The organism is Campylobacter sp. CFSAN122748, from assembly GCF_045277125.1.
GTDB classification, from domain to species: Bacteria; Campylobacterota; Campylobacteria; order Campylobacterales; family Campylobacteraceae; genus Campylobacter_D; species Campylobacter_D jejuni.
This window is the reverse complement of the sequence record NZ_CP116953.1, coordinates 1,402,745-1,426,436: the sequence shown is the minus strand read 5'-3', so window position 1 is coordinate 1,426,436 and position 23,692 is coordinate 1,402,745. Positions and strand designations below refer to the sequence as shown.

17 protein-coding genes and 2 pseudogenes are annotated in these 23,692 nt (G+C 28.7%); 14 read left to right on the top strand and 5 right to left on the bottom strand.

Annotation, left to right across the window (positions count from 1 at the left end):
- Window positions 1–83: 83 nt before the first annotated feature.
- Entirely contained in the window at window positions 84–1,187 is a 1,104-nt protein-coding gene (prfB, locus tag OT390_RS07385; RefSeq protein WP_002923668.1) for a peptide chain release factor 2, read from the bottom strand.
- Window positions 1,188–1,260: 73 nt separating this feature from the next.
- Between prfB and rimO the strand changes: the two genes are divergently transcribed.
- On the top strand, window positions 1,261–2,580 hold the full coding sequence (rimO, locus tag OT390_RS07380; protein ID WP_002923672.1) for a 30S ribosomal protein S12 methylthiotransferase RimO: 1,320 nt from the start codon (window positions 1,261–1,263) through the stop codon (window positions 2,578–2,580).
- Window positions 2,570–3,535 carry a tRNA lysidine(34) synthetase TilS gene (tilS, locus tag OT390_RS07375; RefSeq protein WP_002923675.1) on the top strand — a complete coding sequence of 322 codons (966 nt, stop codon included), beginning with the start codon at window positions 2,570–2,572 and terminating at the stop codon, window positions 3,533–3,535. Before rimO ends, tilS begins: the two co-directional genes overlap by 11 nt.
- Here the strand turns inward: tilS and OT390_RS07370 are convergent.
- From OT390_RS07370 to ciaI, 3 genes are read right to left on the bottom strand one after another with little or no spacing between them, the layout of a single operon-like run.
- Window positions 3,518–4,231: an EI24 domain-containing protein gene (locus tag OT390_RS07370; protein ID WP_002923678.1), complete on the bottom strand. Its 714-nt coding sequence runs from the start codon at window positions 4,229–4,231 to the stop codon at window positions 3,518–3,520. The two genes, tilS and OT390_RS07370, sit on opposite strands and share 18 nt — an antisense overlap.
- Window position 4,232: 1 nt before the next feature.
- Window positions 4,233–4,922 (bottom strand): dUTPase, encoded by a 690-nt coding sequence (gene dut, locus OT390_RS07365; RefSeq protein WP_394535997.1) that lies wholly within the window; start codon window positions 4,920–4,922, stop codon window positions 4,233–4,235.
- A gap of 36 nt (window positions 4,923–4,958) precedes the next feature.
- Window positions 4,959–5,522, bottom strand: a complete 564-nt coding sequence (ciaI, locus tag OT390_RS07360) for an intracellular survival protein CiaI (protein WP_002923685.1) — start codon at window positions 5,520–5,522, stop codon at window positions 4,959–4,961.
- 76 nt (window positions 5,523–5,598) lie between these two features.
- On the opposite strand from ciaI, the gene OT390_RS07355 reads away from it, so the two are divergent.
- From OT390_RS07355 to OT390_RS07320, 8 genes are all read left to right on the top strand, one after another.
- The gene (locus OT390_RS07355) at window positions 5,599–6,006 is read left to right on the top strand and encodes a hypothetical protein (RefSeq protein WP_032586950.1); all 408 of its coding nucleotides are present in this window, start codon (window positions 5,599–5,601) and stop codon (window positions 6,004–6,006) included.
- A gap of 71 nt (window positions 6,007–6,077) precedes the next feature.
- Window positions 6,078–6,860: a capsule polysaccharide transporter KpsM gene (gene kpsM, locus OT390_RS07350; protein ID WP_002871866.1), complete on the top strand. Its 783-nt coding sequence runs from the start codon at window positions 6,078–6,080 to the stop codon at window positions 6,858–6,860.
- Complete coding sequence (locus tag OT390_RS07345; protein ID WP_002918995.1) at window positions 6,857–7,519, top strand: ABC transporter ATP-binding protein; 663 nt, start codon at window positions 6,857–6,859, stop codon at window positions 7,517–7,519. The genes kpsM and OT390_RS07345 overlap by 4 nt, the downstream gene beginning before the upstream one ends.
- A complete protein-coding gene (locus tag OT390_RS07340; protein ID WP_002918996.1) occupies window positions 7,519–8,637 on the top strand; it encodes a capsule polysaccharide transporter in 1,119 nt (372 codons plus the stop codon). The genes OT390_RS07345 and OT390_RS07340 overlap by 1 nt, the downstream gene beginning before the upstream one ends.
- Window position 8,638: 1 nt before the next feature.
- Window positions 8,639–10,297 carry a polysaccharide biosynthesis/export family protein gene (locus OT390_RS07335; RefSeq protein ID WP_002894124.1) on the top strand — a complete coding sequence of 553 codons (1,659 nt, stop codon included), beginning with the start codon at window positions 8,639–8,641 and terminating at the stop codon, window positions 10,295–10,297.
- 9 nt (window positions 10,298–10,306) lie between these two features.
- Window positions 10,307–11,254: an SIS domain-containing protein gene (locus OT390_RS07330; RefSeq protein WP_002876060.1), complete on the top strand. Its 948-nt coding sequence runs from the start codon at window positions 10,307–10,309 to the stop codon at window positions 11,252–11,254.
- Window positions 11,254–12,882: a galactosyltransferase-related protein gene (locus OT390_RS07325; RefSeq protein ID WP_002923694.1), complete on the top strand. Its 1,629-nt coding sequence runs from the start codon at window positions 11,254–11,256 to the stop codon at window positions 12,880–12,882. Before OT390_RS07330 ends, OT390_RS07325 begins: the two co-directional genes overlap by 1 nt.
- Window position 12,883: 1 nt before the next feature.
- Complete coding sequence (locus tag OT390_RS07320) at window positions 12,884–15,400, top strand: CDP-glycerol glycerophosphotransferase family protein (protein ID WP_032586951.1); 2,517 nt, start codon at window positions 12,884–12,886, stop codon at window positions 15,398–15,400.
- Here OT390_RS07320 and OT390_RS07315 read toward each other — a convergent pair.
- Window positions 15,389–17,186: pseudogene (locus tag OT390_RS07315) on the bottom strand (DUF2972 domain-containing protein). The gene OT390_RS07320 and the pseudogene OT390_RS07315 sit on opposite strands and share 12 nt — an antisense overlap.
- A gap of 131 nt (window positions 17,187–17,317) precedes the next feature.
- Between OT390_RS07315 and OT390_RS07310 the strand changes: the two are divergent.
- The 4 genes and pseudogenes from OT390_RS07310 to OT390_RS07295 all read left to right on the top strand — a co-directional run bounded on the left by OT390_RS07310 (window position 17,318) and on the right by OT390_RS07295 (window position 23,673).
- The gene (locus OT390_RS07310) at window positions 17,318–21,043 is read left to right on the top strand and encodes a glycosyltransferase (RefSeq protein WP_020836896.1); all 3,726 of its coding nucleotides are present in this window, start codon (window positions 17,318–17,320) and stop codon (window positions 21,041–21,043) included.
- The gene (locus tag OT390_RS07305) at window positions 21,043–21,588 is read left to right on the top strand and encodes a dTDP-4-dehydrorhamnose 3,5-epimerase family protein (RefSeq protein WP_002895072.1); all 546 of its coding nucleotides are present in this window, start codon (window positions 21,043–21,045) and stop codon (window positions 21,586–21,588) included. Before OT390_RS07310 ends, OT390_RS07305 begins: the two co-directional genes overlap by 1 nt.
- Window positions 21,588–22,640, top strand: coding sequence for an NAD-dependent epimerase/dehydratase family protein (locus OT390_RS07300; protein WP_394535999.1), 1,053 nt, complete (start codon window positions 21,588–21,590; stop codon window positions 22,638–22,640). The genes OT390_RS07305 and OT390_RS07300 overlap by 1 nt, the downstream gene beginning before the upstream one ends.
- Window positions 22,637–23,673: pseudogene (locus OT390_RS07295) on the top strand (GDP-mannose 4,6-dehydratase). The gene OT390_RS07300 and the pseudogene OT390_RS07295 overlap by 4 nt, the downstream one beginning before the upstream one ends.
- Window positions 23,674–23,692: the final 19 nt, after the last annotated feature.

Genomic DNA, 23,692 nt, shown 5'->3' with positions numbered 1-23,692 from the left:
TTGGCTAAAAAATGTTGAATCGTGGTAGTTCCAGTTTTTGGTGTTCCTATGTGTATATAAGCTGTCATTTTTACTCCTTAAGATTAAATATTTTTTGCTTTTAAGGCAATTAAAACGCCTTCTATCATTTTCTTAATATCCCCATCAAGGATATTATCCACTTGAGAAAAAGCTTCTCCACTGCGATTGTCTTTGACTTGCTGATAAGGGAAAAGCACATAAGATCGGATTTGATGCCCCCAGCCTATCTCGCTTTTTTCTCCAGCATTAGCACTATCTTGTTGTTTCATGAGTTCAAGTTCATAAAGGCGAGATTTTAGCATTTTAAAAGCGGTAGCTTTGTTTTTGTGCTGACTTCTGTCATTTTGGCATTGTACAACTATACCAGTTGGAAAATGTGTGATTCTCACAGCTGATTCTGTTTTATTAACATGTTGTCCGCCTGCACCACTTGCTCTGTAATAATCTATTCTTATGTCTTTTTCTTCGATTTCAATTTCTATATCATCATCAAGTTCAGGGCTTACCATAACACTTGAAAAGCTTGTATGGCGGCGTCCTGCACTATCAAAAGGAGAAGTTCTTACCAAACGATGGATACCATTTTCAGCCTTTAAATAACCATAAGCATTTTCGCCTTTAACTAAAAAGCTCACATCTTTAAGCCCTGCTTCTTCGCCTTCTTGAAAGTCTAGAGTTTCGACTTTAAAACCTTCTCTTTCACAAAATCTTAAATACATTCTATAAAGTATGCTTGCCCAGTCATTACTTTCTGTTCCGCCCGCACCTGGATGAATGGAAACAATGGCATTTTTACCATCATTTTCCCCACTTAAAAGCATGGAAATTTCAAGACTTGTGATAGTATCTTCAAGTTTTGGTGCATCATTAAATAAAGCTTCAAGTGTTTCTGTATCGTTTTCGCTATTGGCCAGATCGAAAAGTTCGCTTGCGTCATTTAGAGCATTAAAAGCATTTTCATAGTTTTTAAGTAGATTGGTGATTTTAGTTTTTTCTTTACCTATGATTCCTGCTTGTTTAACATCACTCCAAAAAGAAGGAGAATTTTCAAGCTCTTCGATTTCTTTAAGCCTTGTTTGGATATTTTCAGGCTTGATGATGGAGGCTATGTTGCCGACTTTGTTTTTTAAAGTTTTTAAAAGTTCGCTAAATTCGTAATTATCCATAAAATTTCTTTGCTATAATTATATTTTTAAAGTCAAAAATTATATCAAAAGAAAACTTTAATATAGGAAAAAAATGTCAAAACTTTATCTTATGTCTTTAGGTTGTAATAAAAATTTAGTCGATAGTGAGATCATGCTAGGGCGCCTTAGTGCTTATGAACTTTGCGATGAACCAAGCAAAGCTGATGTTTTAATCGTAAATACTTGTGGTTTTATCGATAGTGCAAAAAAAGAAAGCATTAATGCGATTTTGGATTTGCACGAACAAAGAAAAAAAGATTCTCTTTTGGTGGTTACGGGTTGTTTAATGCAGCGTTACCGCGAAGAACTTATGAAAGAACTTCCTGAGGTTGATCTTTTCACAGGTGTGGGTGATTATGAAAGAATCGATGAAATGATACTTAAAAAAACAAATTTATTTTCAAATTCGACTTATTTGCAAAGTGAAAATTCTAAACGTATTATCACAGGTTCAAATTCCCATGCTTTTATAAAAATCGCCGAAGGTTGTAATCAAAAATGCTCTTTTTGTGCTATCCCAAGTTTTAAAGGCAAGTTAAAATCTCGCGAGATAAGTAGCATTATAGCTGAGCTTAAAGATTTGGTAGCTAGAGGTTATAAGGACTTTTCTTTTATTGCACAAGATACGAGTTCTTATTTGTTTGATAAGGGTGAAAAAGATGGGCTTATACGCTTAATCGATGTGGTGGAAAAAATCAAAGGCATAAGAGCGGCTAGAATTTTATATCTTTATCCTACGAGCGCGAGTGAAGCTTTGATCAAACGCATTATAGCTTCTGAAATTTTTGTAAATTATTTTGATATGCCTTTGCAGCACATAAGTGATAATATGCTTAAAATCATGAAGCGTGGGGCAAATAGCACAAGACTTAAAGAAATGCTAAATTTAATGAAAAGTGCGCCAAATAGCTTTTTACGCACGGGCTTTATCGTAGGGCATCCAGGTGAAAGTGAGGCAGATTTTGAGGAGCTTTGTGAGTTTGTTAAAGACTTTGGTTTTGATAGGGTGAGTGTTTTTGCGTATTCTAAGGAAGAAGATACAGCCGCTTTTGATATGGAGCAAGTGCCTTTTAAAGTGATCAATAAAAGGCTTAAAATCATAGAAAAAATTGTTGATGAAGTGATAGAAAAAAGTTTTGAAAAAGAAGTAGGGCAAAAGCGTTTAGTAGTTTGCACAGGAGAAAGTAGCGAGGGAGAGTTTTTTATCGCAGCTAAAGATTTAAGATGGGATAGAGAGATTGATGGGGAAATTCTTATTAATGAAAGCGAATGTGGAAATTTGGAAATGGGGCAAATTTATGAATGTGAAATTTTACAAAACCTTGATAAAAAACTCCTTGCTAAGGCTTTAAGAAAAGTAGATGCAAATTAAAGATGAAATTTTAGCCCTTTTAAAAAGGGGTAAAAATTTACTCGCTTTTTCTTATGGAAGTGATTCTAGTGTGCTTTTTTATCTTTTAATGCAAGAAAAGATCGACTTTGATCTTGTGATAATAAATTACAAAACTAGAAAAAATAGTGATTTAGAAGAGTTAAAAGCCAAAGAACTTGCTTTAAAATTTCATAAAAAAATTTTCATAAAACACGCTCCTAAATTTCAAAGTAACTTTGAAAAAAAAGCCAGAGATTTTCGCTATGATTTTTTTGAAAAAATTTGTCTTGAGCAAGGTTATGACCATCTTATCTTAGCCCATCATTTAAACGATCAATTTGAATGGTTTTTGATGCAACTTTCACGAGGCGCAGGTTTGGCTGAAATTTTAGGTATGCAAGAGTGTGAAAAACGCTCAAATTATACACTTTTACGCCCTTTACTCTTTATAAGCAAAGATGAAATTTCATCTTTTTTAAAAGAAAAAGATATTTTTTATTTCCATGATGAAAGTAATGAAAATGAAAAATATTTTAGAAATTATATAAGAAAAAATTTCTCTAATGCCTTTGTGAGTGAATTTCATCAGGGTTTAAAAAGAAGTTTTTCTTATCTTGATGAAGACAGGAAAAAACTTTATGATTTTGAAAATATCAAAGAAATTCAAGGACTTCTTATTTGCCCTAAAAATGAAAGCTTGATTGCTAGAGCGGTGAAAATGAAAGGTTTGCTTTTAAGCACAGCACAAAGAAAAGAGCTTTTAAAGGGTGATTGTGTTTTAGGTGGTAAAATAGCACTTGCATATAAAAACGAACAAGCTATTGTTTTTGAGTATGAAACTTGTCAAAAATTACCTAAAAATTTCAAAGAAGAGTGTAGAATAGCTAAAATTCCAAGACTTTTAAGAGCTTATTTATATAATCATAAAATCGATATTTCAAGCCTTAGCTTTTAGTTTTAAAATTCTTTGATAGCTTAAATGTGTGAGAAAAATCACAAAAAATACTTGCAAAAAAAGTCCTAAAAGTGGTACTGATGAGAGTAGATAAAAACAAAGAGTGCTAAATTTAAACTCTAAAGGCGAAAAATCAGAATGAAAATTTTTAAAACTTTCTTTGTCTAAAATCGTGCTTGTAACATCAATCATTAAAAGTTTGTGAAAGAGATAATAAAAAGCAAGATAATATACAAAAATATTGATAAAAGGTAAAAATAAAGCCAAGGTGCAAAGCAATAAAATCCCTATAAATTTTATAAATATTTTAAAAATTTCAAAGATAGTTTTTAGGGTTGAAACTTCGTTTGTATTATCATAATGGTAATATTTTTGGTTGATTTCTTTAGCGATAAAAGGAGTAAGAAAAGAAGTGATAAAAAGGGCTAAAAAAACCGAAGCAAAAACAACAATAAAACCTGAAAATAAAAAACTTATGATGGTGATTAAAATTTGTACAAAATGAAGAGCATAAAACCACGCCCAAAACGAATCTTCTCCAACGCTAAATAAAGAATTAAAATAATTAAGCAAGGCCGAAAAGCCAAGTACTCCTAAAAAAAGCATCAGTACAAGGCTAAAAATCAAAGGAATTAAGGCAAATTTTAAAAATTTAAGACTTAAAAAATCTTTGATTGCAAGTTTTAAAATATCCAAATTATGCCTTTTTGTAGTATTCTTCTAGTTTTTTATAAATAGTATCAAAATCAAGATTTTGTTCTAAAATTTGAGCTAAAACTTCATTGTCTTCTTTGCCATTCCAAGTTTTTTTATAGTTACCATCTTTGTAACCATTGTTTTGTCTAAAAATATTTAAAACATTTTTACCTATGTAGGTCTTATAAAGAATTTCAAGATTTAGCCCACATTTAATAGCTAGGGTAAAATAGGTTGAAAGCAATTCTCCAAGATTAAATCCAAAACCACTGCATTTATGGATAATAAGCTCTATATCATTTAAAATGCCATAAATATCACCCTCATTAGGGTATTCTTCTTCTTTGCAAAAATCTTGAAACACGCTTACAGCATTAACTTCTGTGGCTATAGCTTTGAAATCTTTATTGTTTTTATCGCGATACTCTTCAAGTAAAAGACTTAAAATAAAATGCCAAATATCGACAATCTCTATACGCACATTTTCCCAATTTGTTGGACTTGAAATATTTTTCCAATGTTTCCATGTAAAAGAGTCTATAAGTTCTGCACATTCCATATAAATACAGCGTCTCCAACTGATCAGTTTTCCTTCTTTGGTGTAGCCATTTTCCCAATTTAAGCCGTTTGTTTCATCGTTGAGTTTTTGTTGGAGTTTGAGCATATTTTCTAAAATTTCGATATTTGTCATTTAAAAACTCCTTGATAATTTTTAATATTATATGATTTAAGCGTAAAGATTTAAACTATCATCTGTCTTATCTTGATTTTCCTTGGCTTTTTCTTGCTGTTTTTCAAGTTGTTTTTTCATTTGTTCTAAAACTTCATCAAGAAGTTTTTTGCTATCTTCAAGCATAGAAGTATTGATATCTTTATCATTTGTTTGATTTTGTTTTAGTAAATCACTGAGTTTATTTGTAAAATTATTCATAATAGCATTTTGATGGTTTTCATCATTTGGTGTTGGTAGAACATTTGCCATTTGCATAGCTGATTCTATAATTTCTTTTGGCTTTAACTCTCCGACTTTAGAATTTGCTAAAAAGTCTTTGATCATAGGTTCAACTTCTTTCATAGCATTTTTAATCTCATCAAGATCATTTTGTGTGAGCTTAGAGCCTTCAAAAGTAAAGCTAAAGCCATACTGACGTTTAAGATTAAGAGTTTTACCTTCTTCATTATTTGCATAACTTACGCTTTGATTGTCATACATAGATAAGGCTAAATGTTTGCCACTTTTTGTTGTATAATCCATCGAAAAACTTTGGTTTTTGCTAGCATCAATTTGCATTTCTTCCCCTTATATTTATAGTTTATAAAATTATAATCGGTTATTTTTAAAAATATTTTAGTATAATTTTTACAATATGGATGAAAGAATTTTAGAATTTATAAAAAATGAGCAGCTTTTATCTTGGGCTATGATTGATGAAAAAGGTGTTTATACAGCTAGTGCTTTTTATGTTTTTGATGAGAAGAATTTAGCTTTTATTATCGCTTCTCATGAAGATACTAAGCATATAAGATTGGCCAGTGAAAATTCAAGTATAGCACTTAATATAGTCAAAGAAAGTAAAATAGCCTTTTTAAAAGGTGTGCAAGCTAAGGCCGAGTTTAAAATGGCAAGTAAGGAGCAAAAGAAAATTTATTTTTCTAAATTTCCCTTTGCTATACTTGATAAAAGTGCAAAAATTTATGCTTTAGAGCTTTTTTGGCTTAAATTTACTAACAATGCTTTAGGACTTAGTAAAAAGCTTGAGTTTTGTAAAAAATAAATTTTTATGATTTTGTTTAAAAAAATGAGTTATGATTATGGTTTATGTAAATTGTTAGGTATAGAAAATAAATGTTAAATGTAATTCACGCTTTATTTTTTAGAGAGTTAAAAACTAGATTTGGAAAAAATAGGTATCTTGGATATATATGGGTAGTTGGAGAGCCTATGAGTGTTGTACTTTTGGTGACTATTATAGGAACTGTTATTAGGGAATATCATCATCAAGTTATGCCTGAAGGAATTTCTATTTTTATGTTTTTGATTTCAGGCATTATGCCTTTTTTTATGTTTAGAAGTATAGTAACTCAGCTTATGAATGGAATAGGGGCAAATTTATCTTTGTTTGCCTATAAACCTGTAAAACCTATACATGTATTTATTGCTAGAACTTTACTCGAGTTTTGTATTTATTTTGTGATTTTTATCACTGTGCTTTTTTTTGCAGGGTGGTTCTTTAGACTCGATGTATTTCCTGTTCATTTACTTGGAGTTTTATTTTGTATTTTTTTACTCATATGCTCAGCTTTTGCTTTAGGGATTTGTTTCGCTATTGTTTGGCACTTTGTAGAACCTTTAAGAACTTTATTAGCTTATTTTAGCATAGTGTTTTATTGGAGTTCTGGGATTATATTTCCCACCTGGTTAACTCCTCGTCCTTTACTTGATATATTTTATTATAATCCTTTGCTTCACATAATGGAGCTTTTAAGATTTAATTTTTTTGAAAATTATCCTTTGCAAGATGAATATAGTTATTTTTATGCTATATTTTGGATTTTACTTGTTTTATTTATAGGGCTTTTTATTTACTACTATAATAGACAAGCTCTAACGGCGGCAAAAAAAGAATGATAAAGCTAATTAATCTAACTAAATCTTATCCTTTATTTAGTGGTGGAAGGCATTATGTTTTTAAAAATTTTACTTTTGAATTTCCTGAAAATTGTAGTATAGGTTTAATGGGATATAATGGCGCAGGCAAGTCCACTCTCATGAGACTTTTAAGCGGAGCAGAGCTTCCTGATAGTGGCAAGATAATTACTAATAAAAAATTATCTTGGCCTTTGGGTTTAAATGGAGCTTTTCAAGGTTCTTTAACTGCTAGAGATAATGCTAAATTTGTAGCTAGAGTATATGGTTATAAAGGACAAGAACTTCAAGAAAAAGTAAAATTTGTGGAAGATTTTGCTGAAATAGGAAAATTTTTTGATGAGCCTATGAAGACTTATTCTTCAGGAATGAGTGCTAGGATAGCTTTTGGACTTAGTATGGCTTTTGATTTTGATTATTATTTGATCGATGAGGCTGGAGCTGTTGGAGATCCTGCTTTTAGGGAAAAAAGCGTGAAATTATATAGAGAAAGATTAAGCAAATCAAAGGTGATTATGGTATCTCATAATGTAGCTGAAATTAAAGAATGGTGTGATAAAATAATTTATATGAAAAATGGACAAATTACGGTTTATGATGATGTAGATGAAGGAATAGCTGTATATCAAGGAAAAGCTTAATGGAAGAAAATAAAACTTTATTAGAAAAAATCAAAGATTTAAGTATATTTGATTCTTTTAAAATTATTTGGTTTATAATGATTTTTGTTGTGATTTATTATACATTGATTGCAGCGCCAAGATATGTAAGCACGATGATTTTAGATGTTAGATCAACAAGTGGAGAAAGTGCTCAAACAAGTGGAATTTTGTCTTTGCTTGGTAGTACTTCTACAGCAAGCGAAGATTTAAATTATCTAAAAGGTTATATAGAATCAAGTGATATGTTAAAAATTTTAGATGGGAAAATTAAACTTAAAAGTCTTTATCAAGAACAACATATAGATTTGCCTTTTAAAATTTGGGATTCAAGTTCGATAGAATCTTATCTCAAATATTACCAAGCAAGAGTTAAGGTGCATACGGATGAAACTACTAAGCTTTTGCAGGTAGAAGTAGAAGGTTTTACACCTAAATCAGCTCATTTGATTGCTCAAACTATTATGCAAGAAAGCGAAAAGTTTATCAACGAAATCTCTCATAAAGCAGCTAGAGAACAAATGGCTTTTGCTGAAAATGAAGTACAAAAATACAAAGAACGATATCAAAAAGCACAAAATGATTTGATTGCTTTTCAAAATAAATATGGGGTTTTTGATCCCTTGAAACAAGCTGAAGCTAAAGCAAGTTTGGTTGCGCAAATTGAGACTAATTTAGCTCAAAAAGAAGCTAAACTTTTAACTTTACAAAGCTATATGAATGATGCAGCACCTGAAGTAGTAGCACTTAAAGCAGAAATTGAAGCGATTAAAAAACAGCTTTTAAGGGAAAAATCTAAAATTTCAGCTAACAATTCTTCTCAAAAGCTTAATGATTTGGCTGCTAAATTTCAAGATCTAACTATAGAAGCTACTTTTGCGCAAAAAGCTTATGAAGCAGCTTTAAAAGCTTATGAAAGTGCTAGAATAGAAGCATTAAGAAAAATAAAACAACTTGTCATCATTCAAAGTCCAGATATTCCAGAAAGCGCAAAATATCCTGAAAGAATTTATGATATTTTAACAGCATTTATTGTATTATCTTTGATTTTTGGGATTGTTAAATTTATTAAAATGATAATAGAGGAGCATAAGTATTAAAATGAAAAAAATATTAATTTTACTTTTTAGTTGTATTTTATGTTTTGGAGCTGTGGATGTTTCACAAATCATTTCAGCAGAGGATCAAGGTTCTACTACAACTAGCATAGATCAAAATTTAAGCTCAAATTATGATATAGCAAATAAAGAAAATAATCTTACAAAAATTCATCAAATTTTAGTATTTGGCGCTCATCTTTTTAATGGAAATTTTAAAAATTACAATCAAAGAGTTTATAACCCAGATTATAAGATCGCAGTTGGTGATCAAATCAGTCTTAAAATTTGGGGAGCTGTTGAGTTTTCGCAAGTTTTAGTGGTGGATTCTCAAGGAAATATTTTTATCCCTAAAGTAGGAGCTGTAAATTTACTAGGTGTGAAAAATAGCGCCCTTGTAAGTGTTATAAAAGCACGTGTTAATAAAATCTATAAAAGCAATGTTTTTGTTTATGCAGATATGAATGCTTATCAAAATGTCAGTGTTTTTGTAACAGGAAGCGTTAATGCTCCAGGACTTTATCAAGGACTTAGTTCGGATTCAGTGGTCCAGTATCTTGATAAAGCAGGGGGTATAAATTTAGAATATGGAAGTTTTAGAGATATTCAAATTTTGCGTAATAACAGCGTGATAAAAAATATTGATTTATATGATTTTTTACTAAAGGGGCAAATGGATCTTTTTCCTTTTAGAAGTGGAGATGTTATTTTAGTAGGAAATGTTCAAAATTACGCTTTTGTTAACGGTGATGTGCAAAGACCTTTTCGTTTTGAACTTTCAAATGATATTAAAACTTTAGCTGACTTAGCTAGAGTATCAGGTGCTAAACCTATCGTGACTAATGCTATCGTAAAAAGTTATGGTGAAGATCATAAACTTGATGTCAGTGCTTATAATAAAATGCAATTTTCAAAAGTTTTACTTAGAACGGGAGATGAGGTAGAATTTCACCCTGAGTATGTTTCTGAAAATATAACTATAAGTGTAAATGGCGAGCATAATGGTTTAAAAACTTTAGTTGTGGGTAAAGGAACGACTTTAGAAGATATTTCTAAATTAATTAAAGCTAATCCACAATCAAACATGCAAGCTTTACAAGTGTTTAGAAAAAGTGTAGCTAGAACTCAAAAAGAACTTATCAATGCTCAGCTTAAAGAGCTTGAAACTCTAGCTTTAACTAGTGGTTCTGTTACAGCTCAAGGTGCAGCTATAAGAGCTCAACAAGCAAAAACGATTTTAGAATTTATCCAAAGAGCTAAGCAAGTAGAGCCTAAGGGTCAAATTGTCATTGATAATCCAAAGTCCTATAATTCGGTTATTTTAGAAGATGGTGATACTATTAATGTACCAAGTAAGAATAATCTCATCATAGTTCAAGGTGAGGTTTCTTTACCTGGAGCTTTTGTGTATGATAAGGGCAAAGATTTAAGATATTATATCAATCTTGCAGGAGGTTATGGAGAAAGAGCGGATACTTCAAAAGTTTTGGTGATACGAAGCAATGGAAAAGCTGAAAAATATCATAGTGGTATAGATATGAAACCAGACGATTCTGTGTTGGTATTGCCAAAAGTAGATAGTGAGAATTTGCAAATTTTTTCAATGTTAACTCAAATTCTTTATCAAATTGCTATTGCAACCAATGTTGTGCTTAATCTTTAAGGTTTAAAAATGAATACTCTTGAAATAGCCAAAGAAGTCTTTGAAAAAGAAGCACAAGCTATTTTGGATTTGGCTAAAAATTTAGATGAAAATTTTAATCAAGCTGTGAATTTGATGCTAAATACCAAAGGGCGTTGCATAGTCAGTGGAATGGGTAAATCAGGTCATATAGGTGCTAAGATAGCAGCTACTTTAGCAAGTACAGGAACGCCAAGCTTTTTCATCCATCCAGGAGAGGCTTTGCATGGAGATCTTGGAATGCTAACTCCTGAAGATGTTTTAATTGCTATTTCAAATTCAGGAGAAACTGAAGAAATTTTAAAAATCATTCCAGCTATAAAAAAGCGTAAAATTCCACTTATAGTAATGTGCGGTAAAAAAAATTCCACCCTTGTAAAGCAAAGCGATATATTTTTAAATATAGCTGTGGAAAAGGAAGCTTGTCCTTTGCAGCTTGCTCCTATGTCTTCGACAACCGCAACTTTGGTTATGGGGGATGCTTTAGCTGCTGCTTTGATGAAGGTAAGAAATTTCAAGCCTGATGATTTTGCCCTTTTTCATCCAGGGGGGAGTTTGGGGCGTAAGCTTTTAACCAAGGTAAAAGATCTTATGGTTTCAAGTAACCTTCCTATAGTGCATCCTGATACTGAATTTAACGATCTTGTTGATGTGATGACTAGTGGAAAGCTAGGGCTTTGTGTGGTACTTGAGAATGAAAAATTAGTGGGTATCATCACCGATGGGGATTTGCGTCGTGCTTTAAAGACAAGCGATAAACCAAGATTTGATTTTAGAGCTAAAGAAATCATGAGTACAAATCCTAAAGTAGTCGATGCTGATGCTATGGCAAGTGAAGCAGAGGAGATCATGCTAAAACATAAAATCAAAGAAATTATAGTAGGGAAAGAAGAAAGGGTTATAGGGATTATCCAGCTTTATGCTATAGGAAATGTTTAATGGCTCTTTTATCTGTTATTATTCCTTTTGGCTTAAGTAAGGAGCGTCCTTATATAGAAGAAAGGGTTATTGAGAAAGCAAAATATTTTAAAAGTGATGAGAATATAGAATTTATTTTTGTTGAAGGATATTCATCTAAAAATCACGAGCTTAAAAATTTTATCCAAGCAAACCATCATATTTATCTTAAAGATATGGAGCAAAAAGCTTTTTCTCAAGGAAAATGCAGAAATTTAGGAGCAAGTTGTGCGCATTCAAATGTTCTTTTGTTTTTGGATGTGGATTGTTATATTTCCTTGGATAATTTTGGAAAAATTTTAAAACTAATTCAAATTAAAAATATTTCTCAAAATATCAATGCTTTGATAGTTTTACCTGTAGTGTATCTTAATAAAGAAGCTAATGAAAAATTAAAACAATACAATGATAAATTTTGGGATATTTTGATACAAGAGGATTTATTTACAGCAAGAAATACTTGGGTAAAATTTTTTGCCCCAAGTTCTACTTCAAGTATTGTGATAAATAAACATCAGTTTTTAAGATTAGGCGGAAATGATGAAAATTTTATTGGACATGGTTATGAAGATTTTGATCTTTTTGCTAGAATTTTAAAAGCTTGTGTGAGTTTTGAAAAAATGCCTACTAATTTAAGTTATGATGCTAGAAATTGGAATTTTTTTAACTTTAAAGGTTTTAGATCTTGGTTTTCATTACTTGGTTATGAGGCTTGTTTTTATGGAATTTATATGTATCATTTTTATCATATAGAACCCAATCAAAATGCTTATATGCAAAATAAAGATAAGAATCATCGGCTTTTTTATAAACATTTAAAAAACATCAAAAAACACGATTTAAAACCTTTGCAAGTTTTTAAAGCCAAAGGTGAAAAAGTTTTAATGCTTTTTAAAGATCAAAATTATGATTTTAAGGATATTAGTGTTTATGTGGGAGAAATCATTTATAAAAATATAAGTGATTTTTTCATAGATAAAGAGTTAAAATATGAACTTTTGTTGAATTTTTTACAACAAGAAAAAATCACTAAAATATTTTTAGATGCAAGTATAAAACTACAATTTGATGATATAGATTATTGTGATATTTTTTATTTTCAAAAAGGCATTTTACCTCATTCTTGGTTTTTTACAAAAAATTTAGATTTAGATTATAAACAAGATTTGAATTTAAGTGAGCAAAAACTTTATCAAGTTAAAAAATATTTTTTAACTTTAAAAGAGGATGAAAAAAAAGTCATTTTGGATCTTTTAGGCCAAAATAATGATGATAAGTGTGATTTGTATGAAATGCTTTATTATTTGATTAACGAGCTTTATAGTTTTGAGCATGAGGGAATTTTTTATCAAATCATCATTGATAAAGAAAAAATACTGATGGCACAAAAACATGATAAAAGCTTTTATCCTTTAAGATCTTTTGTTTATAAACCTTATTTACATGAGCTTAAGAGCATAAGGCCTTTTTCATTTTTGATGAAAATTTTAGGTTTAGAGTATCTTGGTGCTATGATTTCACATACTAAATTTTATCGCTTGGCAAGAAAATTGTTTTTTAATCCTAAGGGATTTTTTGAGGATTTAAGAATTAAAAAGGCTAGAAATTGATATGTTGTTAAAAGCAAAGTATAAAAAAAATATATCTTTCTTCTTTAAAAGTTTGTTAATTTCCCTACAAAATTTTTTAAAACAATTTAAACCTAAAAAATACAAAGCCTATAATAAATATGTCATAGTTTCAGCGGTTTATAATGTGGAAAAATATTTAGATGATTTTTTTAAATCTATAATTAATCAAAGATTGGATTTTAAAAATAATATTCATCTAATTTGCGTTGATGATGGTTCTACTGATAATTCAGCTAATATCATTAAAAAATATCAAAAAAAATACCCAAAAAATATTATCTATCTATACAAAGAAAATGGTGGTCAAGCAAGTGCGAGGAATTTGGGTTTAAAATATTTAAAGGAAAATGATTTAAATATTCCTTGGGTAACCTTTACTGATCCTGATGATTTTTTAGATAGGGATTATTTTTATGAGGTAGATAGTTTTTTAAAAAATCAAAATAATATAGCTATGGTGGCTACAAATATTATTTTTTATAGGGAAAAAAGAAAGATTTTATATAAAGATACTCATGCTTTAAATTTTAAATTCAAAAAACACAAAAGTGTTTATGATAATATAAAATTAAATGAAAATATTCAACTTTCGGTTGCATCATGTTTTCTAAAATGTGATTATCTTAAAGATACTTTTTTTGATGAAAATTTGACTTTAAATTTTGAAGATGGAAAATTTATTAATATTTATTTATTTAAAAATTTAAATCTAAAATCTATATTTTTAAAAAATGCAAGATATTTTTATAGAAAAAGATTTGATAAAAGTTCCACTTTAGATAAAAAAAATAAAAATAAATTTTACTATTTGGAAATTTTAGAAAAAGGATATTTAGAGCTTTTAAATTTTGTAGCAAAGCAAGATAAAATTCCTATTTTCATACAAAATGTTATTTTATATGAACTATTTTGGCAGGTGCAAGAACTGGTTAATCATCCTGAAAAATTGTCTTTTATAGATCAAGCTAAAATTCATAAATATCTTGATTTACTCGATCAAATTTGTTATTTTATTGATAGTGAAAATATAATAAAATTTAATTTTAATTCTTTTTTGTTTTTACACAAAATGGGATTTTTGCATTGTTTTAAAAAAGAAAAAGTGCTTATAGACAAAGTTTTTATCGAGCAAATAGATGATAAAAATGATGAAATTTTAATTAAATTTTATACGGCAGATGTTAACGATGAAATTAAAATGCTTTTTGACGATAGATTAGCCAAAATCATTTGTTCAAAAATCAGACAGTATGATTTTTTAAACCGAGTTTTTATCTATGAAAGAAGAATTTGGCTTAAATTTTTTATAGATGCTAAAAATATGATTTGTTTTATTAACGATAAAAAGGTTGATATAATCTATCAAGAAAAAAGATGTACTTCTTATAATATTTCTTATGAGATTAAAAAATTAAAAAAAAGAAGGGCTAAGAATAAATCATTATGGCTTTTTGCTGATATGCCTTTTAGAGCCGATGATAATGCTGAACATTTATATCGCTATGTTATGAAAAATTATCCTGAGAAAAATATCGCCTTTGTCCTTAGAAAAAATTCTCATGATTATAAAAGACTAAAAAAAGAAGGTTTTAAACTGGTTGATCCAAAAAGTTTTAAATTTAAATATTTGGTTTTTAAGGCTGATAAACTCATTTCATCGCATATTGAGAGGTATTTTTTTGAAGCCTTGGGGGAAAATACTTTAAAAACTAAAGATTTTGTATTTTTGCAACATGGAATTACTCAGAATGATTTATCTTCTTGGTTGAATCAAAGAAAAATTGATTTATTTATTACTGGAATGCAAGATGAATATGATTCTATAGCAGGAGATTTTAATCGTTATAAATTTACTCCTAAAGAGGTAAAATTAACGGGATTTCCTAGATGGGATGCTTTGCTTAAAAATAATCAAATAAACACTAAACAAATTATTATTATGCCTACTTGGAGAGAATATATAGTAGGTTCTTATAGTAAAAAATTAATGAAAAGAAGATTTAATCCAAAATTTTATGAAAGTGAGTATTTTTATAGATGGGATTCTTTTTTACATAGTAAAAAATTACAAGAATTACATGAAAAATATGATTATAAAATAGTTTTTAGTCCTCATCCACAAATTAGACCTTATTTGGAAGGTTTTAATTTACCAAATTATATTATAATACCTTCTGTTGAAATGAGTATGCAAAAGCTTTTTTGTGAATCATCTTTAATGATAACGGATTATTCAAGTGTGGCTTTTGAGATGGCTGTTTTAAAAAAGCCCGTGATTTATTATCAATTTGATAAAGATGAGTTATTTGCAAAACATACTTATACTCAAGGTTATTTTGACTATAACAAAGATGGATTTGGAATTGTAGTTTTAGATATAGATAATCTCTTATATGAATTAAAAATGAAGCTACAAAACCATAGTTTTAAAAATAATTTTTTAACCCCTAAGGCAAATTCTTTAGAAAAAGTTACACAAGCAATTTTATTCATCTAACTCCTTACACATTTTTTCAAATTCTTGATAGTATTTCCAAGAAGCTACTATATCCGGACGATGTTGTTTTAATGTTGTTAAATTATAATTAATAATTTTTAAATAAATATCTCTATATTTTTTATCTAAGCTTAAATAATGTAAAATATCTTTTTCACACAATGGTTGATTGAGATTTATATATTTTTTAATTATATAAATTAATTGTAAGATTATCTTTTTTATCTTTATATAAAGTTTTTTGTCGAAATCTAAATTTTTATTGATGTAAAAATGAATTTGATGGTTATCAATATATATTTTTTTCTTAAAAAATAAATCACTTATGTCGTCTTTTTTACTATAATTTAATTCCTTAGCATTAATTTCTATCTCAAACTCATCAAAATCAAGAATCAAAGGAAAGTAATGAAGCAAAAATGTAGTTGCTAGTGATTTTTTTTCTTGATAAAATTGTTTATCAAGAATTGATGGTTTGGTAAAATTAAAATATGTAGCAAGTTTTTCTAATGTTATGAAAGCATTTTCTGGCTGGATGTCATTCATATCTAAAAAGTATTTTTTTGAATTTTTAAAGTATTTTAAGAGAAATTCTTGTATTAGTATTTGATGTTGAAGTAAATACGGATCAAAATCTTTGATATTATATTTATTATATTTTCTTTTATATCTTTGAAGAATATCTATTGTATTTTTAGTTATATTGGAAGCATTTAATTTTTTATCCTGTATATAATATTCAGATTTTACGATATTAGCATTTAAGATTGTTTTAATCATAGTAAAAGGATCTTTATAGCTTATTAAAATTTTCTTTTTACTTGAGAAGCTAGAAAAAAATTTCTCTTCCTCAAATTTATTTGTAAATGTTCTATATTCAAAAATTTGTAAAGCGTTATAAGAGCTCGAATTTGAAACTAGCAGATGATAATTAAAAACAAACCTATCAAAACCATTTAAATATCCGCACCATTTGACATTTACGTTACATCTTTGAAAAAATAAATTTAGTGCGGCGCATCCCATGGCATGTCCACCAAGCCACACAAACTCATAGTTATCTGGTAAAGGCAAATTCATCTCCCAAGCAAGTTCAGCTGGTATATTATGATAATTGATTTTTTCATTCTTATCATTTAATTTCTTAGGATCAAGTAATGAAGGATAAGGATGGTTTTCTTTTTTGTATCTTTCTTTGAAATCATCTGATAATAACCATTCTTCTATAAGATCGAAATTTTGTATAAAATAATTAAAATTGTGAAAGATATTATCTAATATTGCTTTATAATCTTGATGAATTTTTAATATATTTTTTATTCTTGAAAATTCTTTTAAAAATAATTGTTTATTATCTATCAAACCTTCAAGGATACTAGAGTTAATCTGATCAAATTCTTTAAAAATTTCTCTAAAAATTTGAAATTCTTTATTTGCTTTTTTAATATTATTTTTTAATTTAAATCCACCTCCTGTATACCAAGTTTGATAAGCTTTGATTAAAACTTCACCTAGCATATAAGACAAATGAAATTTATATCTTAAAGCTTGCTCATAATCACTACATGCTTCTAAACTTGGATATTTGAGTTGAGGAAAAACTTGTATGGTTTGTTGATAAATTTTTTGTTGTTTTTTGTGTTGTTTTTTAATTTTATAAAGTTTTTTAAATAATGCTATATACCCCCCCCCCGCTACTACTGTTTGTAAAATCAATCACAGTTTGACCTAGTTTGTAAGCAAGATGATTTTTTACTCTTTCTATGGCTGAATTTGGGTTAAGCATGGGTTTTTCCTTTAAAATAAATTAATTAAAAAACAAGGAATAATTATATATAATTATTGGTTAAAAAATGATAAAGATGGGTTTTGAAATCAAGATTAAATGTAGATAAATATAGATAAAAAGGATGTTTTTTGAAAACCGTAGGTGTAGTTATCCCAATCTATAATGTAGAAAAATATTTAAGAGAATGTTTAGATAGTGTTGTCAATCAAACTTATAAAAATTTACAAGTTGTACTTGTAAATGATGGTAGCACAGATGAAAATTCACTCAATATTGCAAAAGAATATACCTTAAAAGATGAAAGATTTATACTTTTTGATAAGGAGAATGGAGGACAAAGTACCGCAAGAAATGTAGGTGTAGAATATTTTTCTGGTGATTTTTGTTTTAATATCATTAACGAAGAACTGCAAGTTGACAAACATCAGTTGGTAGAATTTTCTATAAAAAATAATAATTCTCGTGCTATTCGCAAAATTTACAAAAGTTCTAATTATTTTGCAAATAAGAAAGAAGCAATCAATTTTAAAAATCCAAACATTGATTTTATTGTATTTTTAGATCCTGATGATTATTGGACATTAGATTGCATTGAAGAATGTGTTAAAAGATCAGATAATGTGGATATAGTTTGGTTTGATTATCAGATGTTTTATGATAATATTGAAGAAAAACATTATAAACATAAAACAAATTTAACAAAATCTCAAATGCAAATTTATGAGTACTATAAACCAGAGAAAATTACATCCATGCAATGGCTTGAGAGATGTTTAAAAATTCAAGCCGACCTTCCTTTTTGGTGTGTGTGGGGGGGTATATATTCTTTTGCTTATTTGCAGAAAATAAAATTAAAATTTTTAGATGGCTTAATTCATGAGGATGTACATTTTGGGATGTTGCTTTTTGCTCAAGCTAAGCATATATATGTATTTCCAAAAGTTTTATATTATTATCGTATACGTTCAGCTTCTACTGCTTCTTATGATAAAATAACTACTAAGGCTAATATTACCCCCTATATTGAACATTTGTGTGATGTTTTTGATGGTGATGTTAAAGCAGCTAAAGAATATCATGCAAAAAGCAGTATTTTTTTAAATGCTTGGCATATTAGAGAATTTATTGCCAAGGAGTATGATAAAGAAAAAGGGAAATTACTAGAAGAAGCTTTTTTCATGTTTTTATATTTTTGGTATTTTGATTTTGTGGAGTTAAAACATGATCCTAGAAGAATCAAAGAGCTTTTTAGAGAGCATAAGCCCATTTACGAATGCAATCATAAACGCTATCCCGAATTTGACTTTTTTTGTAAATATGGTTTAGTAAGATATAGAATCCAAAAACAACTTTCTTATAGAATAGGTTATGTTCTTACTCGTGCTAAAATTTATAATTTTTATTTAATTCCTTTTAGATTGATTTTAGAATTTATTAAATTTAAAATGGAAAAAAATAAAAAAAAGCTACCTAAATTAGATGAATATCCTGATTTTAATGATGTAAATCGGGTTAAAAATCATCTTTCTTATCTTATTGGTGAAGCTTTAATTAAGTCTATAAAACAATGGTATTTAGGCAAACCTTTGATTTTACCTTTTGCTTGGTATGCGATATATAAAAAAAAGAAAATAAAGAAGTCCGACTATAAAAAACAAGTTGCTCATAAACCTTATTTTATCCTTCCTGATCATACTTTGCTCAATATTTCTAAATATAAAAAAGCTATGCAAAGTTCTTTAAGTATTTATTCCAAATTTAATGATGCTTCTAGAGCTATAAACACTGATATAATTTGTGATTATGCTTTTTGCACTTCTAAAGATCGATGGTCTTGGTGGATGGTTGATTTACTTGATACTTATTTTTTGGAGAAAATTAGAATTTTAAATGTTAAGAATACTTTTTTAAGATCTAGTATGCGTGATATCAAAATTTATGTTTCAATCGATAATACACAATGGACACTTATTCCTCAAAATTTTTATATATGGAAATATAATAATTTTGAATGCGATGTTGTTATATCTAATAGAGTTGAAGCAAGATATATAAAAATACTTTTAGAAAGAAAGGTTCTTAGTTTGAGTAAAGTTGAAGTATTTAAAAAAAGAAAAAAGGGTTATATTATATCTTCTAAACCAGATGGATTAGGTATGAGAATAGCTAGCATTTTAGTAGGTATGTATTTAGCTAAAAAAATGAATTTCGAATTCGGATTTTTGTGGCATAACTCTATAGATTTGGCTTTCATGGGGATTACACAATCTTGCAAAGATGAAAAATTGAATTACTTAGGCAATTGTATGGATGAGGTTGATATTGTATTTGGTGAAAGTTTTATTGAGCAATATTTTTTACCATCAGAAGGATTAGAATATAGCCATGGTAATGCTATAAGAAAAGATAGAAGAACTTTTGAATATCTGGTAGATCAAGAAAATTTTGAAAAGGAATGGGGGTGGTATTCTACAGATATTTTGCCAAACTTATGGATCGAAGATTGTGAAGAGAGCGAGTGCTTACATGAAATACAACAGATTTATACTACAATTAATTTTTCAAAACAATATCAAGATATTTTAATTAAGGTTCAAGATGATATTGCAAAATTACAAGCTAAATTTATTGCTTTGCATATTAGAGGCGGGGATATTATTTTTTCAAATATAAGAAAAGCTCCTAGTTTTACTCCTGTTATAGAAAGGCTTTTTCCTTATGAGATTGCTTTAGAGATTGCTATAAAAGAATTGGATAAAAATAATAATATTGTAGTCTTTGGGCAAGATTTAAATGCTAATAAAGAATTGGTTGATTATCTAAAGTCTTTTAAACAATATAATCATTTAAAAATTCTTGATATCAGTTCATTTATAGATCCTAATTATACTGAAATGCAAAGAGCCTTTTTTGAAATTAATTTTATGTCCAAAGCCGAAAAAATTTATTCAGCCAAAGAATCAGTTTTCTCAAAATTAGCAATGATGATTTCTGGAAGCAATAAGTTAGTATCTTTTCATGATATTTTTTCAAAAGATGAGCAATTGAAATTGATAATTCAAAATATGAATAAATTGTCTTTACATTTTTTGCAAAAAGCTATGTCTTCATTTCGATTATTTCAACTTTCAAGAGAATTAAATTTGCCATTAGAAAATCAAATTAAATATCTTGATGAGGCTTTAAAATTAGACAATGATAATGATGGATATAGAATTTATAAAATGCAATGTTTATTTATGCAACAAGATTATAATCAGATTAATGAAAATATTAAAATAATTTTGGAAAACCGTTATGAGTCTTTTTTTCAAACCTTATTATCACATTCTTTAGGAGCTTTTAATGACTGTTATCAAGATTATATTAATTTCAATGATGAAAAATATCCATATATTTTTATCGTAGGATTTAAAATTTCTAGTTTTTTAGGCGACCTCAAAAGGGCTCAATATTTAAAATTGATCTTGTTAAAAAATAAAAACAATACTGAAAAAGACTTATTATTGAGATATTTAACTAATGATTGTTTTAGTGCTGTAGGCTATGTTAAATCAGATATCAGATATCAATTAGGGAATGCTTTGATTAAAATGGAAATTATAAAAACATTTCAGATTTTATATAGAGAAAAAAAACAAAATAAACTTCTTAGAGAACATCCTATTGGAAATTTAGACTTAAAATCTTGCTCAGATTATTATGAATCTCTAGAATGTAAAAAACATCTTTCTTATCAATTAGGAGATTTGATACTTAAAGCTCATCAAAACAGATATAAAGGAGCTTATTTTATTTTGCCTTATAAAATATACATGCTTTATAAGAATTTTAAATACAAAAAAGGAAAATAATGGCAATAGAATTTGATATACAAGAATCAAAAATTTTAAAAGGAGTATATATCATAACTCCTAACAAATTTAGAGATTTAAGAGGTGAAATTTGGACAGCTTTTACAAGCGAGGCTGTAGATAAACTCTTGCCAAATGGATTAAAATTTATACACGATAAATTCATACATTCTAAACATAATGTTATCCGCGGTATCCATGGTGATGTAAAAACTTATAAGTTAGCCACTTGTGTCTATGGAGAAGTGCATCAAGTTGTGGTTGATTGCAGAAAAGATTCCCCAACTTATTTAAAGCATGAAAGATTCATCATAAATCAAGATAATCAAAAAATTATCTTAGTTCCAGCGGGTTTTGGAAATGCTCATTATGTTAGTAGTGAAACTGCAGTTTATTATTATAAATGTGCTTATTTAGGAGAGTATATGGATGCTCCTGATCAATTTACTTATGCATGGAATGATGAAAGAATAGGCATAGATTGGCCAACAAATTCTCCTATCCTTTCAGAGCGTGATATTTTAGCAATGAGTAGGGATAAATGATGCAAAAAGATTCTAAAATTTATATAACAGGGCATGGTGGCACTTTAGGAAAAACTCTTTATAATACACTCATAGATGGGGGTTTTAATAATATTATCGTAAAAACAAGAAAAGAATTAGATTTAGTAGATCAAAAAGCTGTGGCTGATTTTTTTGCAAAAGAAAAACCAGAATATGTTTTTTTATGTGCTGCCAAGCTTGATACTTTAGGGCTTTTTACTCCAGCTGATGTAATCTATGAAAATAGCGTACTTCAAGCAAATATTATTCATTCATCTTACCAGAATGATGTCAAAAAGCTTATTTTTTATGGCTCTGCTTGGGCTTACCCTCAAAAAGCTATAAATCCCATTAAAGAAGAGAATTTATTAGATGGAAAGCTAGATTTAAAAGCCGTTGCATATGGTTTACCAAAAATTATAGGAACAAAAATGTGTGAAAGTTATAATTTGCAATATAGAACAAATTTTATCACTTTGTATCTTGCAAATTTGTATGGAGAGACAACCGAGTTTGATTTGCAAAAAGCAAAAGTTTTACCAGCTTTGCTTCGCAAATTTCATTTAGCAAAACTTTTAGATGAAAATAAAATTGATGAGGTTTTAAAGGATTTGCAAATGAATTCCTTAGAGCAAGCAATGGAATATTTACAAAAATTTGGTGTAAGTAAAGATAGCGTAGAAATTTGGGGTGGCGGTAGTGTAATTAGGGAATTTATTCATGCAAAAGATTTAGCCGATGCTTCTATTTATGTGATGAAAAATATAGATTTTAAAGATATTGTTTCATCTAATGAACCGCATCTTAATGTAGGAAGTGGGGAATTTTTAAGCATAAAAGAACTTGCTTGTTTGATTAAAAATATTGTTGGATTTAAGGGTGGAATTGTGTTTAACGATTCAAAGCCAGATTCTACAATGGATAGAATATTAGATAGTTCAAGATTGCAAAATTTAGGCTGGAAGGCAAAAATCAAGCTTGAAGACGGCATTAAGATGATGTATGAATGGTATTTAAAAGAGCAAAATATAAGACAATGGGAAAAATCATGAAAAAAACAGCGTTAATTACAGGATTTACAGGGCAAGTTGGCTCACAAATGGCAGATTTTTTGCTAGAAAATACGGATTATGATGTTATAGGTATGATGCGTTGGCAAGAACCTATGGACAATATCTATCATTTAAGTGATAGGATCAATAAAAAAGATAGAATCAGTATTTTTTATGCAGATTTAAATGATTACTCTAGTCTTCAAAAACTTTTTGAGAGTCAAAGACCGGATGTGATCTTTCATTTGGCCGCACAGTCTTACCCAAAAACTTCTTTTGACATACCTATAGAAACATTACAAACAAATATCATAGGCACAGCAAATATTTTGGAAAACATTAGAATTTTAAAGGCAAAAGATGGATATGACCCTGTAGTGCATATCTGCTCTTCAAGTGAAGTTTATGGTAAAGCAAAAGTAGGGATTAAACTTAATGAAGAAACAGCTTTTCACGGTGCAAGTCCTTATAGCATAAGCAAAATTGGCACTGATTATTTGGGAAGATTTTATGGCGAAGCTTATAACATTCGCACTTTTGTTACAAGAATGGGAACGCATAGTGGCCCAAGAAGAAGCGATGTGTTTTTTGAAAGCACAGTTGCAAAACAAATTGCTTTAATTGAAGCGGGTTATCAAGAGCCTGTTATCAAGGTTGGAAATCTTTCGAGTGTAAGAACCTTTCAAGATTGTCGTGATGCTATAAGGGCTTATTATCTACTTTCTCTTGAGAGTCAAAAGGGTAATATTCCTTGCGGAGAAGCTTTTAATATAGCAGGAGAAGAGGCTTTTAAACTTCCTGAAGTTATAGATATATTGCTAAATTTTAGTGATATGGGGGGGGGGGTATTGAGGTAAGACAAGTTGAAGATAGGATGCGTCCTATTGATGCTGACTATCAAATGTTTGATAATAGTAAAATAAAGAGTTTTATCGATTGGAAAGCTGAAATTCCTGTTAGACAAATGCTTAAAGATTTGCTAAATCATTGGAGAAATGAAATTAAGAGAGGCAGAATTCCTTTAAATCGATAAAACCATCGATTTAAAGGAA

Excerpts from the sequence above, each read along its gene's own strand:
- OT390_RS07355 (WP_032586950.1), top strand. The coding sequence starts at position 5,599 with ATGGATGAAAGAATTTTAGAATTTATAAAAAATGAGCAGCTTTTATCT.
- OT390_RS07305 (WP_002895072.1), top strand. The coding sequence starts at position 21,043 with ATGGCAATAGAATTTGATATACAAGAATCAAAAATTTTAAAAGGAGTA.
- dut (WP_394535997.1), bottom strand. The coding sequence starts at position 4,922 with ATGACAAATATCGAAATTTTAGAAAATATGCTCAAACTCCAACAAAAA.
- tilS (WP_002923675.1), top strand. The coding sequence starts at position 2,570 with ATGCAAATTAAAGATGAAATTTTAGCCCTTTTAAAAAGGGGTAAAAAT.
- kpsM (WP_002871866.1), top strand. The coding sequence starts at position 6,078 with ATGTTAAATGTAATTCACGCTTTATTTTTTAGAGAGTTAAAAACTAGA.
- OT390_RS07320 (WP_032586951.1), top strand. The coding sequence starts at position 12,884 with ATGTTGTTAAAAGCAAAGTATAAAAAAAATATATCTTTCTTCTTTAAA.
- OT390_RS07345 (WP_002918995.1), top strand. The coding sequence starts at position 6,857 with ATGATAAAGCTAATTAATCTAACTAAATCTTATCCTTTATTTAGTGGT.
- ciaI (WP_002923685.1), bottom strand. The coding sequence starts at position 5,522 with ATGCAAATTGATGCTAGCAAAAACCAAAGTTTTTCGATGGATTATACA.
- prfB (WP_002923668.1), bottom strand. The coding sequence starts at position 1,187 with ATGGATAATTACGAATTTAGCGAACTTTTAAAAACTTTAAAAAACAAA.
- OT390_RS07325 (WP_002923694.1), top strand. The coding sequence starts at position 11,254 with ATGGCTCTTTTATCTGTTATTATTCCTTTTGGCTTAAGTAAGGAGCGT.
- rimO (WP_002923672.1), top strand. The coding sequence starts at position 1,261 with ATGTCAAAACTTTATCTTATGTCTTTAGGTTGTAATAAAAATTTAGTC.
- OT390_RS07335 (WP_002894124.1), top strand. The coding sequence starts at position 8,639 with ATGAAAAAAATATTAATTTTACTTTTTAGTTGTATTTTATGTTTTGGA.
- OT390_RS07340 (WP_002918996.1), top strand. The coding sequence starts at position 7,519 with ATGGAAGAAAATAAAACTTTATTAGAAAAAATCAAAGATTTAAGTATA.
- OT390_RS07330 (WP_002876060.1), top strand. The coding sequence starts at position 10,307 with ATGAATACTCTTGAAATAGCCAAAGAAGTCTTTGAAAAAGAAGCACAA.
- OT390_RS07300 (WP_394535999.1), top strand. The coding sequence starts at position 21,588 with ATGCAAAAAGATTCTAAAATTTATATAACAGGGCATGGTGGCACTTTA.